We start from the raw sequence: 12,985 nt of genomic DNA, 5'->3' as shown, positions 1-12,985 counted from the left end.
GCCTGCTGGCCGCCACCATCCAGGGCATCGGCTTCTGGACCCGCGGCCTCCCGTCGTGGGACGCCGCGCGGGTGTTTGCACGGGATGGGGTGCTGCCGGACGTCGCGCCATCGCGGCCATCCCCGCAGCTGCTCGCGCCCAATGAGCGCCGGCGCGCACCCGAAACCGTCGCCGTCGCACTCGAGGTCGCACTGGCCGCCTGCGCGGACGCGGGCCGCGAACCTTCCACGCTGCCGTCGGTGTTTGCCTCCACCCACGGCGAGCTGGCGATCACCGACTACATGTGCACCACGCTGGCAACCCAGCCGCAGTCGATCTCGCCCATCCGCTTCCACAACTCGGTGCACAACGCCGCGGCCGGCTACTGGACTATCGGCACCGGCGCGATGCACGGCGCCAATGCGATCAGTGCATTCGACGCGACCTTCGCGCAGGGCCTGGTCGAGGCGATGGTGCAGCTGGCCACGGGCGCCGAGGCGGTACTGCTGGTCGGCTACGACGGTGCATCGGCCGGTCCCCTGGCGCAGGTATCGCCCAGCGAGGGACTGTTGGGCGCGGCGCTGGTGCTGTCGCGCGCGGAGCGTCCCGGCGCGGCGAGACTGACGGTTGCGCTGGACGACGGCGTGGCCGCCGGCGGGACTGGCGCACTTGCGCGCTTCACGCCGGATAACGCAATGACCCCGATGCTGTCGCTGTTCGACCCGCTCGCCATGGGCGCGCCGGCGGCCACCCTCAAGGCCGGCCCCGGAAGGATCCTGCGGGCCGCACTCACCTACCCGGAGCCCGTGCATGGCTGATCGGTTGAACCGCAACAACATCGCCGTGGTCATCCCCGCGCTCAACGAAGCTTTGCGCATCCGCGGGGTCGTCGAGGGCGCGCTGGCCGAATGCCCGAACGTGATCGTCATCGACGACGGTTCGGAAGACGACACCATCGCGCAAATCGCCGACCTGCCGATCGTGCTGCTGCGCCATCCTCAGCGCCGCGGCAAGGGCGCCAGCCTGCGCGGCGGGTTCGAGGAGGCATTGCGGCGCGGCTTCAAGGGCGTGCTGACGATGGACGGCGACGGCCAGCACCTGGCGGCCGACATCCCGCGCCTGCTGGAGGCCGCCAGCCGCTATCCCGACCACATCGTGATCGGTGCGCGCCTGCGCAAGCGCGCGCAGCAGCCACGCTACCGCCGGCTCGCGAATGCATTCGGCGACTGGGGCATCGCCTGGGGCACCGGCTACCGGATCGCCGACACCCAAAGCGGCCAGCGCCTGTATCCGGCCGCGGTCGCCGCGCTTGGCGACGTGCCGGGCGAAGACTTCGTGTTCGAGGCGCAGATACTCATCTCGGCCGCGCAGGAGCTGGGCACCCGCTGCGTGTCGGTGCCGATCGAATCGCGCTACGCCTGCGTGCACACCGACGAGGAGTTCCGCGCCAGCCATTTCAGGCCATTGCGCGACTTCAGCCGGATCACCGGCCACGTGGTCGGGCAGGTGTTGCGGCGCGGCGGCATCACGCAGGTGTATCGCAGCATCCGCGCCAATCCGCCGCTGATCGACGACCCCAGCGGTGAGTTCGCCACGTTCACCGCGGCGCAACCGGCGCGACAGCGGTGAGCGCGCCGCCCGGCCGCGTCGACGTCGCCATTGTCGGTGGCGGGCTGGCCGGCCTGAGCCTTGCGGTCCAGCTGCGACGGCAGGATCCGGGCCTGGCCATCACCGTTATCGAGCGACAGGCACACCCGGTACCGGAAGGGGCATTCAAGGTCGGTGAGTCCACGGTCGAGATCGGGGCGCATTATTTCGCCCACGTGCTGGGCCTGCGCGAACACCTCGACAGCGAGCAGATCCGCAAGTTCGGCTTCCGGTTTTTCTTCAGCGAAGGGCGGCAGGCGGTCGACCGCTGCACCGAGGTCGGCGTCAGCGCGCTGCTGCCGACGCCGTCGTGGCAGCTCGATCGCGGCCGTTTCGAGAACTTCCTGGGCGAACACGCCCGCGCGCTCGGGGTCGATTTCGTCGACGGTGCGGTCGTGCGCGGCATCGACCTGGCCGGGGACGATGCGCCACACGTCGTGCAGGTCGAACGCGACGGTGAGATGCACGCCGTGCAGGCGCGCTGGCTGGTCGATGCCAGCGGCCGCGCCGGCCTGCTGAAGCGCAAGCTGGGACTGGCCGAGGCCAACGCGCACGACGCCAACGCAGCATGGTGGCGCGTCGAGGGACACATCGATCCCAACGACTGGTCCACCGATGCGGCGTGGCAGAACCGCTGCAGCCCACCGGATCGCTGGCGCTCGACCAACCACCTGTGCGGCCCGGGCTACTGGGTCTGGACCATCCCGCTGTCCTCGGGCGCGCACTCCATCGGCATCGTCTGCGATGGCACGATGCATCCCATCGCGTCGATGAACACGCATGCCAAGGCGATGGACTGGCTGCGCGAGCACCAGCCGCGGCTGGCCGCCACGCTCGAAACCGGCGACCACCCGCCGCAGGACTTCCGCTTCCTTCGCGGGTTTTCGTACGGCTGCACGCAGCTGTTCTCCGAGCACCGCTGGGCGATCACCGGCGAGGCGGGTGTGTTTGCCGACCCGTTCTATTCGCCCGGCAGCGACTTCATCGCGATGGCCAACGGGTATATCTGCGAGCTGCTGGCGCGCGACCGCGCCGGCGAGTCGATCGGCGCCCATGCCGCGCTGTACCAGCAGCTGTTCCTGTCGTTCTACGAGAACACCCTGAGCCTCTACACCGGCCAGTACGCGCTGTTCGGCGACGCGCGGCTGATGCCGCTGAAGGTGATCTGGGATTACACGTTCTACTGGTCGCTGCTGGCGCCGCTGTACTTTGCCGAGCGGCTCGCGTGCCTGCCGGTGCTTTCGCGCCTGCGCGACGCCTTCGCCCGCGCCGAAGCACTGAATGCGGCCATGCAACCGATGCTGCGCGAATGGGGCCGGCGCAACGACGCGCCCGCGACGGCCCCGTTGGATGGCCGCAACCTGGACCAGTACCGGCTCGGCTGGTTCCACGAACTCAACCGCACGCTGTCGGAGCCGCTTGATGACGACGCCCTGGTCGCCAAGCTCAAGGCTAACGTCGCGTTGATGGAGGAGCTGGCCGCGGAACTGCTGGCGCGTGCCCGCGGCGTGCACGCCGACCTCGACGACCACGGCTTGGGCGCGCTTGTCGGCGGACGAAGCATCGGTCCCGATCCGTTGCTCGGCCCGGAGTGGTACGGCTTCGATGACGTGCAGGCGCCAGCCGCGCCTGCGGAGGCGTCGGCCTAGGGACGCGGGGGCTGCGTGCCCATCGGCGGCGGGTCGAACACGTAGACCGCGACGCCGCGCGCATGGGTGCGGCTGGGGCTGATGCTCACCCCGACGCCACCGCCCAGATGGCTGCTGCCACCGAACCGGCCGCCTCCCACGCCGATGCCGACGTTGCCGCCGCCCGGACCCTGCGCGGAACCCTCGAACAGCACACCGTTGGCACCCAGCTCCGCCGCCGCGACCCGCAGCTTGCCGAGCACCTCGTCCATCTTGTTCTGCGCGCCGTAGGTGAACTGGCCGCTGGAGGTCTCCAGCATCGCGATCTCCTCGTAGCGCCCGGGCGGCGCCGAGAAGTACACCTGCACCTGCTCGGGCGCGATGGCCGGCCGGGCCTGGCCCAGCATCACCTTGGAGGTGCTGGCGCAACCGGCGGCGGCAAGGACAAGTCCCAGGACGAGGGTTGAAAAAATACGCATGCGCGGATCCTCCTCGGATCGACGTGGGGCGGGCGCCGGAGGCGTCGGCCGCGAGTATTGCGCCGCGCGGCACAGCGCCGGGTGAATGTCATCGTGCCGGGCACGGGGCAGGCGAACGTCGATCGGGCGGCTCAGCCCATCCCGCCGTTGATGCCGATCACCTGGCCGTTGACGTAGCCGGCCGCGTCCGAGCACAGGAACGCGACCAGCGCGGCAACCTCTTCGGGCGTGCCGGGACGCCCGGCCGGCACCATCTGCTTGACCATTTCCGGCTCGAACGCCGCGCTGGCCATGCGCCCGGCGATCACGCCAGGCGCAACCACGTTGACGCTGATGCCGCGGCTGGCCATCTCGCGTGCCAGCGACCTGCTGGCGCCGTGCAGCGCGGCCTTGGCGGCGGCGTAGTTGGCCTGCCCGCGGTTGCCTAGCACCGCGGCCACCGACGACACGCTGACGATGCGCCCCCAGCGCGTGCGCGCCATCGGCAGCAGCAGTGGCTGGGTGACGTGGAAAAAGCCGTGCAGCGACACGTCCACCACCCGCTTCCACTGCGAATCGCTCATGCCGGCCATCGGCGCGTCGTCATGGATGCCGGCGTTGTTGACCAGTACCTGGACCGGGCCGTCGGCGAGCAGGGCCTCGATCGCGGCGCGGGTGACCTCGCCATCGGCGACATCGAACGCCACCGCCTCGGCACTGCCGCCCTCATGGTGGATCGCCGCGACCACCGCTTCGGCACGCGCGAGGTTGCCGTTGGCGTGGACGATCACATGCAGGCCGTCGGCGGCCAGGCGCATGCAGATCGCGCCGCCGATGTCGCCGCTGCCGCCGGTCACGAGGGCACGGCGTGGTGCGCTGGATGGTGCGGGCATCGGGCGGTCTCCGGATCGGGGTTGCCGCATTGTCGCCTGCTACGGCCGCCCCTGCTCCGGGGCCGTGGTCGGTTGCAGCACGACCGCCGCGCGACCTTCGGCCAGCAATACCTGGTCGTGACTGATGCGGAAGCCGTACTGCTGGCTGCTGTCGAATGCGACCAGGCGCTCCGCCTCGCACACCAGGTCCCCTGCAAGCCCGTCGATGCGCGCAACGTGCAGTTGCACGCCGCGCAAGGCCACCAGCACCCCCGGCGGCGCGGCGCCGCCGGCTGCCGAGGCCAGCAATCCGCCATGGACGGCCATGGCCTGGGCGCCGTACTCGCACAGGTGCACCGCGCGCAGGCCGCCATCGCTGCGCAGCGGGTTGTCGGAAGCGCGATGTCCGGTGGTGCGCAACCGGATCGCCCCGGCGTCCCAGTCCAGCACCTCGTCCCACAGGCACATCGCGCCCTGGTGCGGGATCAGCGCGGTGATCCGCGCCCGGTCGATGCGATGGTCGGTTCCCACGTTGGTCGCGCTCATGCGGCGTCCACCTCGGGATCGCGCGGCACCGGCGTAGCGGCGAGCGGGCGCGGGACGATCAGCAGCGCCAGGACGAAGTTGAACAACACGCCGAGCGCGACCGTTCCGCCGATCGCACGCAGCACCGGGATGCTCGAGGCGGCCAGCAGCGAGAACACCAGCAGCGTGGTGAGGCTGCAGACGATGATCGCGTGCAGCGCGCGCAACTGCTCCTTGCGCCCATCACCGGCGTGGTCGAAGAAAAGCGCGTAGTCGAGCCCGAGCCCGGCGCCGAGGATCAGGGCGACCAGGTGGAACAGGTTGAGTTCCACCCCGGCGCCGCGCAGCACCGCCAGCACCAGCACCGTGGTCAGCAGCATCGGCGCGAGCACCCGCAGCACGCGGCGCGAAGACCGCAGCGCGACCCAGACCGTTGCCGCCAGCAGGACCGCCGCCAGCGCCAGCGCCCACAGCACCCGTTGCCGGTAGTCGGCAACCAGCGACTCGGACGCCTGCTTGAGGTCGAGCAGCTGCGCACCGGCAGCATCGACGACACGCGCGACCGCGACCGGGTCGGCGATGCCGCTCAGCGCGACGAGCGCGGTGGCGCCGTCGTCGCCGCGCAACAGCAGGCCGTCGACGCGCGCCGCCAAGGGCGTGCCGGCAAGGTCGTCGACCGTCAGCGGCGTGGCTTCGCGCGCGGCGGCGACGTCGGTCAGGAACGGCGCGAACACGTCATCCCGGAACGGGCTGGCGGCCACCGCGGCGGCCAGGTCGGCACGCAACGTGTCGGGATCGGGCAGACGCTGCTGCCGTGTGCGCTGGGTCGCCGTGCTGGGCAGGTAACGCGCGGCATGGTCGAAGCCGGCGACGCCGCCGTCCGCGCGGAGCCGCTCGAGCGTAGGGTGCAGGCGTTCGGCCGCGCGCAGGGCCGCCTCGGCGTCGTCACCGCGCAGCGCGATCAGGTAGCGCACGTCCGGCGCACCGAGCTCGGCCCGCAGTTGCGCGTCGCGGGCCAGGGCGTCGGCCGGCACCGGCGTCAGCCGCGACAGGTCGTTCTGCCAGAACGGACCCGGCGCGAACCATGCGACCGCGCCAGCCAGCAATGCGATCGCCAGGCCACCGGCGACGCCGAGCCGCGGCCAACGCGAGCGTCGCGTCCATGCGCGGTCCAGCCAGAGCGTATCGGCGACGTCACGCGGCGCCGGGTCGATCAGCCCCGGCAACATGAACCGCGTCGTCAGGGCGGCCACGCCGAGCCCCACCACGGTGAACACCGCGAGCTGTTCCAGCCCTTCCACGCCCGACACCAGGAACGTCAGGTAGGCGATGCAGGTGGCGGCGACGCCGGTGCCGAGCGTCGGCCACAGCGCGCGGGCGCTGGCCCAGGGCGACAGCCCGGGCCGCTGGTGGCTGAAGAGGTGGATCGGGTAATCCTGCGCGACGCCGATCAGGGTGAAGCCGAACGCGACGGTGATCCCGTGCACGCCGTCGAACCCGAGGGCAACCGCGGCCAGGCCGGCCAGGCCGCCACTGGCTAATGGCAGCGCACCGAGCAGCGGCGCCTTCCAGCTGCGGTAGGCCAGCGCGAGCAGCAGGACGAACACCAGTGTGTCGAGGCTGCCGATGCGGCTGGCCTCGCGTTGCGTGCGGCCACCGACCTCGACCGAGAACGCACCGGGACCCGTCATCTCCAGCCGCGTCCCGCTGACGCCGCGCACGGTACCGAAGGCATCTTCGATCGCGCCGACCGCGTCCTGCTGCCCGGTCGGATCGAACCCCGCGGCGCGGGTCTGCACCGCCAGCAATGCCTGTTCGCCGGCACGGTCAAACCAGACGCCGTGCAGGGTCTGCGGGGCGTCAGCCGGCTGCCAGCTCTCGGCGAGCACCAGCGTCTCCAGTGTGGGGTCGGCGGGCAGCAACGGCTCCACCAGCGCCGCGACCGGTGAACCCAGGTCCTGCACGCGCGCTTCGAGTTGGTCGCCGAGATACGTGGCATCCAGTGACGTAGTGTCCAGCGTCGGCGACAGCAGGTAGCGGTAGGAACGCAGGCGCTCGGGGATCGCCGCCAGCCCCGCCGCCCCGCCGTTGGCCACCAGGACGAACCGGGGATCATCGGCAAGGCGGGCGCGCAAGGCATCCGATTGCGCGGCCAACACGTCCGCGTCTGCACCCGACAACGCCAGTAGCAGCAGGCGCGAGCCGGGTCCTTCGCCGAGTTCGTCGATGAGCAGCTTCTGCGCCGGCGTCTGCGCGCTCGGCATGAACTTGCGCAGGTCGCCGCTGAGCTCGATCCGCGGCGCGATCCACCAGCCGGCCAGCAGCAACACGGCGAGCCAGGCCAGCGCGAGGCCCAGCCGTCGCGCCGACGTGGAACCGGGGCCGGCCATCACTCGGTGGAATCGCCGTGGCACAGCGCGGCGAAACGACTGGCGTCGCCGATATCCGCCGCGGCGGTGGCCGCGCCGGCCAGCAGCGTGCGCTGCGGGGCCGGGTCATCCGGCGTGCGGGTCTCGATGCACCGCAGCTCGGCGCCCCGTCCGTGCAACGTGATGTCACGGACCTTCATCGCCAGCTCGGGCTTCCTGGGCAGCAAGGTCAGCACCCAGTCCTGGCGGGTTCCGCTGGACTCCACCGTGTAGTACTCGTCCAGCTGCTCCCGGTCGCCCGACAGCAGCGCGCCGAAACTTGCCTGCAGGCCGGCGAGTTCGGGCGCACGCGACAGTGCGAACGTGCGCGGCGACTTGCCCGCGCGCTCGATCGTCGCTTCGCCGGCGGCGATGGTGGTGGTCTCGGCATACGGCGCACGGACCTCGCGCACGAGCACGTCGTCTTCCGGCCGGCGGTATTCCCCGCTCAGCCGAAGCGGGTTTTTCAGTAGCCGCGACTCGCGCAGCTCGACGAAGCGGGTGCGCATGGGCGCCGGCCGGGCGAGCCGGTCGAGGATCCACTCGCTGCTGACCGCATCACCGGCCGGTGCCTGCTCAGGCGCCGCGGCGTGGAGCGAGCCGGTCGCTGCCAGCAGTACCAGCAGCCAGGCGGTCGGGTTGAGGCGCGTTCGCATGATCGGTCTGCCAGAAGTCGTAGAAGTTGAACCAGTTGTATGGCGCGGTGCGTGCATGGTGCGCCAACCGGCCGGCGTAGCGCTGGACCAGTCCCGCCAGCAGCTGTTGGCGATGTTGGCGCGGCATGTCGATGCCCTCGCTGAACAGCTCGAAGGCGAGGTCGTAGCGCCGCCCGCCGCGGTACAGGCCAAACGCCAGCACCACCGGTACCTTGAGCACGGCCGCGATCAGCCAGGGCGCCACCGGGAAGTGCGCCGTATCGCCGAGGAACGTTGCCGGCTGCGACGGCTGGCCCGGGTGGGTGCGGTCGACCAGCAGCGCCACCAGCGCGCCGGCGTCGGTGGCCTCGCGGATCGCCATGACGATCGACGGGCCGTCCTGGCCGGCGTCGATCACGGTGCGCGCGATCTCCGGGTTGAGTGCGTCCAGCAACTGCGTCATCGCCGGGTTGTGGGCCTTGTCGAGCACCACCCGGACGGTCACGTCGGGGCGTTGGCGCGCAAGCACCCGCAGCACCTCGAAACTGCCCAGGTGCGAGCCGAACATCAGCACGCCGCGGCCGCGGTCGATCTGTTCGTGCAGCGGCTCGAGCCCGTCGATGCGCACCTCGAACCGCTCCATCTGTCCGCTCAGCATGAAGACGCGGTCGAGGATGGTCGCGGCGAAGGCGTGGATGTGGCGGGCGACATCGGGCAGCCCGGCGGGGCGGCCAAGCACACGCCGCAGGTAGTCGCGCGAGGCTTTGCGCTCCGGTCCGCGGACGAGCAGGAAGTACAGCGTGATCGGATACAGCAGCACGCGCGCGACCGCGCGACCGCCGTAACGGGCGATGTTGCGGATCAGCCAGATGGCGAACCAGCCGCCACCCTCGGGCCGCTGCTTCCAGTCCGCGCTCACGCCGTGGTACCGGTGTCGGCGACGACTTCACCCGTGGCCAGCACGTCGTCGCCGCGCAGTACCCGGAAGCGCCAGCGCGGCGCGCCACCGTCCAGCTCCACCCGCGCGACCTCCCCCGGCAGCAGTGGCTGCAGGAACTTCACCTGCGGCAACCGCAGGCCGGCAGGCAGCGCCCCGTCCCGCGCCTCGATCGCTTCCATGACGCGGTCCAGCACCACCACGCCGGGCACCAGCGGGCGGCCCGGGAAATGCCCGGGCAGGCTCGGATGATCGGCGGGGATGGTAAAGGCGGACACGGCAGGCTCGACCGGCGGGAGGTCGCAAAGGATAAGGCAGCACGGCCCACGGCGCGGGCGGGCCGCCGCCGCTCAGTCGAACAGGGTCCGCCAGAACGCCGGCCCCAGCGCCGCCATCCTGCGCAGGAAGTCCGGGAAATCGCGATACGGCCGGTCCGCGAACCGGCGCTTGCGGTAGAGGTATTCGCCGATGAAGAAGCCACCGACGATCCCGTAATTGAGCAGGTTGGCGAACCACGACCAGGCGTCCTGCGAGACCGTGAACAGCGGCGGATGACCGAGCCGGGCGAGCACGCCGTCCGGCACCGCGACCAGCGCAAGCACGCCGTTGACCAGCGCGAGACCGCCCAGCAGCAGCGCCCACAGCAGGGTCAGCCGGCGCGTGTACGCCTTCAGGTCGTCCCGCAACTGCGCCGGCGCGCAGCCTTCCAGGCCGGCGACGATGCGGCTGATCAGCGGTACCCGGCCGGCGCCCAGGCTGCGGCCGAACCACCACGACAGCAGCCCGGTGAACACCATCGGCGGTGCCAGCAGCAGCAGGGCCGGCACCGCGCTGCCGCGGAGCGCCCACAGGCCGGCGACCACCACGGCCAGCGTCGCCCAGGCCCAGCCGCGCAGGCGCGCCAGTGGATCGAGCAGGACGATCACCGCCAGGTCGGCCAGTGCCACGAGTGCGAGCATGCCGCTGCCTTCGACGCTGGCACCGTGGGCCAGCAGTGGATACGCAATCGCGAGCAGCAGCCGCAGCGCGGCGAGGCGGTTCACCGGCGGCGCCGGGGCCGGGTCAGGCCGCCCGGTTCTGGTCGATATGCGCCGAAAGCGCGCGCAGCGAGGAGAAGATGCGACGGTTCTCGTCGCTGTCCGAACGCAGCTGGAAGCCGTACTTCTTGCTGATCGCCAGCGCCAGCTCGAGCGCGTCGATCGAATCCAGCCCCAGCCCGTCGCCGAACAGCGGCGCCTCCGGGTCGATGCTGTCGGGCGCCACGCCCTCGAGGTTGAGGCTTTCGACCAGCAGTTGCGCCAGTTCGTGCTCGGCGGGGCTCTGTACGGACATCGGGTAATTCCAGTGGACGACGATTGCCGGCAACGATCCGCGATCGGAGGGCGCCGCGCAACCAAGAGCCGATCCAACCGCCGGTGGGCCGCCAAGTATCATGCCGCCCATGACCGTGTCCGATCCCGCCAGCACCGCCGCGCCCACCGCATCCGCCACCCCCGGGGCCATCGCCCGCCCCGACGTCCTCGTCATCGGTGGCGGCCCGGCCGGCTCGACCATCGCCACGCTGCTGGCGCGCAAGGGCTGGCAGGTGACGATGCTGGAGAAGGAGCGGCACCCCCGGTTCCATATCGGCGAGTCGTTGCTGCCGATGAACATGCCGATCCTCGAGCGGCTCGGGGTGCTTGATCAGGTCCGCGGGATCGGCGTGCTCAAGCTCGGCGCCGACTTCCCGGTCGACGACGGCAGCTACAACCGCTTCCCGTTCAAGCGCGCGCTCGGTGACAGCCCCGGCTTTGCCTTCCACGTCAAGCGTGCGGAGTTCGACCAGCTGCTGTTCGACCACGCGCGCGCGCAGGGCGTGGACGCACGCGACGGCGTCCGGGTCGATCGGGTCGAGCTGGATGGAGGCGCGACGCTGGTACATGCGCGCGGCGACGATGGCCCGCTGCGGTTCCAGCCGCGCTATCTCGTCGACGCCAGCGGCCGCGACGCGTTCCTCGGGGCCAGGCTCGGCCTGAAGCGCCGCAACCCCCGGCATGCATCGGCGGCACTGTTCAGCCACTACACCGGTGTCGAGCGCCGGCCCGGCGAGGATGCCGGCAACGTCAGCATCATCCGGCACGAGCACGGCTGGCTCTGGATGATCCCGCTGCGCGGCGGCGTCACCAGCGTCGGCGCGGTGTGCACGCCCGAGTACCTCAAGCAGCGCCGCGGCGACAGCGAGGCATTCCTGCAGCGCACCCTCGAATCCGTTCCTGCCGCCGCGGTGCGCATGCGCGACGCCGTGCGGGTGGCGCCGGTGCATGCCACCGGCAACTACGCCTACGACTGCAGCCGCATGAGCGGGCCGGGCTGGATGCTGCTGGGCGACGCGTGGACGTTCGTCGACCCGATGTTCTCGTCGGGCGTGTTCCTGGCGATGAACGGCGCCGAGCTGGGTGCCGACGCGGTCGATGCGGTGCTGCGCGAGCCCGCGCGCGAGGCGGAGGTCATGACGGCGCTGGAGAAGAAGCTCACGCGCGGCCTTGATGAGTTCAAGTGGTTCATCTACCGGTTCACCTCGCCGACCATGAAGGCGATGTTCTCGCGCCCGCGCAACGTGCTCAAGGTCGAGCAGGCGGTGATCTCGATGCTCGCCGGCGACGTGTTCGACGCGCCGGCCGTGCGCTGGCGGTTGCGGCTGTTCCGCCTCCTCTACGCGGTGGGCGCGATCCGGATGGCCCCGATGGCACTGCGTGCCTGGCGCGAGCGTCGTCGCCAGCCGTCGGTCCTGTTCGGTGGGGATACGGTGCAGGCCGACGACATGCGCGACGCTGCCACCGCGTCCCCCGCCGTCTCGCAGCCCCTGCCGGACTTCGGTCACCACGACACGGAGCCCGCGCGTTGAGCGCCGCGACGGTGGACCCCGCGGACGGCATGCCGCGGTTGGCGGTCGACTACCTCGACGCCGACCTGGCGGCGCTGCTGCGCGAGCCGGACGTGCTGGCGGTATTCGGTTTCGGCGAGAACGCCCCGCGCAGCGACGATCCACGCTACCTGCGGGTCGCGCTCGAGCCGCATGGCACGGCGCCGCTGGAGGTCTGGCGCGCGGGCGGTGCCGTCACCCATGGCCGCGCGGACGGCGTCGCCTGGGCCAGCGACGGCGTGCTCCAGTTCGGCGCGATCGAGATCGATGAGCCCGGCGACGACGACATCGGTACCGCCGCCGACGAGGCCTACCGACGCATGCTCGGGTTCATCGATGCACGGGGCTTTCCGCACCTGTTGCGGATCTGGAACTACCTCGACGGCATCACCACCGGCAGCGGTGATGAAGAACGTTACCGGCGCTTCTGCGTCGGACGTGCATCGGGGCTGGGCGGTTTCGAATCGACCCGTTTGCCCGCCGCCACCGCCATTGGCCGGGTCGATGGCCATCGTCGCCTGCAGGTGTACTGGCTCGCCTGCACCCGGCCTGGCGTGCCGCTTGAAAACCCGCGCCAGATCAGTGCCTATCGCTACCCGCGCCAGTACGGTCCGCAACCGCCGAGCTTCGCCCGCGCGCTCCTGCCGCCGGCGGGTGCGGCCATGCCACTGTTGCTGTCGGGCACCGCCGCGATCGTCGGCCACGAGTCGCGCCACGCCGACTCGGTCGAAACCCAGCTTGACGAGACCCTGGCCAACTTCGACAGCCTGCTGGCGACCGCCCACGCCCGCCGCCCGTCGCTGCCGATCAAGTTCGGCGCGGGTTCGCGGCTCAAGGTCTACGTGCGCGACGCGGCCGAGCTCGACACCGTCGCGGCCCTGCTGGACACCCGCCTGGACCCGGCGGTACCGCGGATCGTGCTGCACGCGGCGATCTGCCGGCCCGAGCTGCGGATCGAGATCGACGGCGTCCATGACCTTTGAGCCGTGCGCCG

At 71.2% G+C, this 12,985-nt stretch carries 13 protein-coding genes and 1 pseudogene; 5 read left to right on the top strand and 9 right to left on the bottom strand.

All coding sequences use genetic code 11. From position 1 onward, the window contains the following. The first annotated feature begins 2 nt into the window (after positions 1-2). The 3 genes from KOD61_RS01090 to KOD61_RS01080 are packed head-to-tail and all read left to right on the top strand — an operon-like array spanning position 3 to position 3,275. On the top strand, positions 3-797 hold the full coding sequence (locus KOD61_RS01090; RefSeq protein ID WP_215220225.1) for a beta-ketoacyl synthase chain length factor: 795 nt from the start codon (positions 3-5) through the stop codon (positions 795-797). Further along, entirely contained in the window at positions 790-1,608 is an 819-nt protein-coding gene (locus KOD61_RS01085; protein WP_215219251.1) for a glycosyltransferase family 2 protein, read from the top strand. The genes KOD61_RS01090 and KOD61_RS01085 overlap by 8 nt, the downstream gene beginning before the upstream one ends. Continuing rightward, positions 1,605-3,275: an NAD(P)/FAD-dependent oxidoreductase gene (locus KOD61_RS01080; protein WP_215219250.1), complete on the top strand. Its 1,671-nt coding sequence runs from the start codon at positions 1,605-1,607 to the stop codon at positions 3,273-3,275. The genes KOD61_RS01085 and KOD61_RS01080 overlap by 4 nt, the downstream gene beginning before the upstream one ends. On the opposite strand, the gene KOD61_RS01075 is transcribed toward KOD61_RS01080, so the two are convergent. From KOD61_RS01075 to KOD61_RS01035, 9 genes are all read right to left on the bottom strand, one after another. Continuing rightward, on the bottom strand, positions 3,272-3,733 hold the full coding sequence (locus KOD61_RS01075; RefSeq protein WP_215219249.1) for a hypothetical protein: 462 nt from the start codon (positions 3,731-3,733) through the stop codon (positions 3,272-3,274). The genes KOD61_RS01080 and KOD61_RS01075 overlap by 4 nt on opposite strands. A gap of 131 nt (positions 3,734-3,864) precedes the next feature. Next, positions 3,865-4,605, bottom strand: coding sequence for a 3-oxoacyl-ACP reductase FabG (fabG, locus tag KOD61_RS01070; protein WP_215219248.1), 741 nt, complete (start codon positions 4,603-4,605; stop codon positions 3,865-3,867). A gap of 39 nt (positions 4,606-4,644) precedes the next feature. Continuing rightward, positions 4,645-5,130, bottom strand: a complete 486-nt coding sequence (locus tag KOD61_RS01065; protein WP_215219247.1) for a phosphotransferase — start codon at positions 5,128-5,130, stop codon at positions 4,645-4,647. Further along, positions 5,127-7,499 carry an MMPL family transporter gene (locus tag KOD61_RS01060; RefSeq protein WP_215219246.1) on the bottom strand — a complete coding sequence of 791 codons (2,373 nt, stop codon included), beginning with the start codon at positions 7,497-7,499 and terminating at the stop codon, positions 5,127-5,129. Before KOD61_RS01060 ends, KOD61_RS01065 begins: the two co-directional genes overlap by 4 nt. Next, positions 7,499-8,173: a LolA-related protein gene (locus KOD61_RS01055; protein ID WP_215219245.1), complete on the bottom strand. Its 675-nt coding sequence runs from the start codon at positions 8,171-8,173 to the stop codon at positions 7,499-7,501. Before KOD61_RS01055 ends, KOD61_RS01060 begins: the two co-directional genes overlap by 1 nt. Beyond that, entirely contained in the window at positions 8,094-9,071 is a 978-nt protein-coding gene (locus tag KOD61_RS01050) for an LpxL/LpxP family acyltransferase (protein ID WP_215219244.1), read from the bottom strand. Before KOD61_RS01050 ends, KOD61_RS01055 begins: the two co-directional genes overlap by 80 nt. Next, positions 9,068-9,367, bottom strand: coding sequence for a hypothetical protein (locus tag KOD61_RS01045; RefSeq protein WP_215219243.1), 300 nt, complete (start codon positions 9,365-9,367; stop codon positions 9,068-9,070). The genes KOD61_RS01050 and KOD61_RS01045 overlap by 4 nt, the downstream gene beginning before the upstream one ends. 72 nt (positions 9,368-9,439) lie before the next feature. After that, the gene (locus KOD61_RS01040; protein WP_215219242.1) at positions 9,440-10,132 is read right to left on the bottom strand and encodes a COG4648 family protein; all 693 of its coding nucleotides are present in this window, start codon (positions 10,130-10,132) and stop codon (positions 9,440-9,442) included. Between the two features lie 19 nt (positions 10,133-10,151). After that, positions 10,152-10,421, bottom strand: coding sequence for a phosphopantetheine-binding protein (locus tag KOD61_RS01035; RefSeq protein WP_215219241.1), 270 nt, complete (start codon positions 10,419-10,421; stop codon positions 10,152-10,154). A 109-nt stretch (positions 10,422-10,530) separates the two neighbouring features. Here KOD61_RS01035 and KOD61_RS01030 point away from each other — a divergent pair. After that, positions 10,531-11,901 (top strand): annotated as a pseudogene (locus KOD61_RS01030) (NAD(P)/FAD-dependent oxidoreductase); the annotation flags it as partial. A 68-nt stretch (positions 11,902-11,969) separates the two neighbouring features. Then, entirely contained in the window at positions 11,970-12,974 is a 1,005-nt protein-coding gene (locus KOD61_RS01025) for a chorismate transformation enzyme, FkbO/Hyg5 family (protein ID WP_215219239.1), read from the top strand. Positions 12,975-12,985 lie beyond the last annotated feature (11 nt).

Origin of the sequence: Lysobacter luteus (assembly GCF_907164845.1) — a bacterium.
GTDB classification, from domain to species: Bacteria; Pseudomonadota; Gammaproteobacteria; order Xanthomonadales; family Xanthomonadaceae; genus Novilysobacter; species Novilysobacter luteus.
This window is presented reverse-complemented; position numbering and strand designations above follow the sequence as displayed.

What these genes read in the sequence shown, in the direction of transcription:
- KOD61_RS01085 (WP_215219251.1), top strand. Translation starts at nt 790, where the DNA reads ATGGCTGATCGGTTGAACCGCAACAACATCGCCGTGGTCATCCCCGCG.
- KOD61_RS01075 (WP_215219249.1), bottom strand. Translation starts at nt 3,733, where the DNA reads ATGCGTATTTTTTCAACCCTCGTCCTGGGACTTGTCCTTGCCGCCGCC.
- fabG (WP_215219248.1), bottom strand. Translation starts at nt 4,605, where the DNA reads ATGCCCGCACCATCCAGCGCACCACGCCGTGCCCTCGTGACCGGCGGC.
- KOD61_RS01065 (WP_215219247.1), bottom strand. Translation starts at nt 5,130, where the DNA reads ATGAGCGCGACCAACGTGGGAACCGACCATCGCATCGACCGGGCGCGG.
- KOD61_RS01060 (WP_215219246.1), bottom strand. Translation starts at nt 7,499, where the DNA reads ATGGCCGGCCCCGGTTCCACGTCGGCGCGACGGCTGGGCCTCGCGCTG.
- KOD61_RS01055 (WP_215219245.1), bottom strand. Translation starts at nt 8,173, where the DNA reads ATGCGAACGCGCCTCAACCCGACCGCCTGGCTGCTGGTACTGCTGGCA.
- KOD61_RS01035 (WP_215219241.1), bottom strand. Translation starts at nt 10,421, where the DNA reads ATGTCCGTACAGAGCCCCGCCGAGCACGAACTGGCGCAACTGCTGGTC.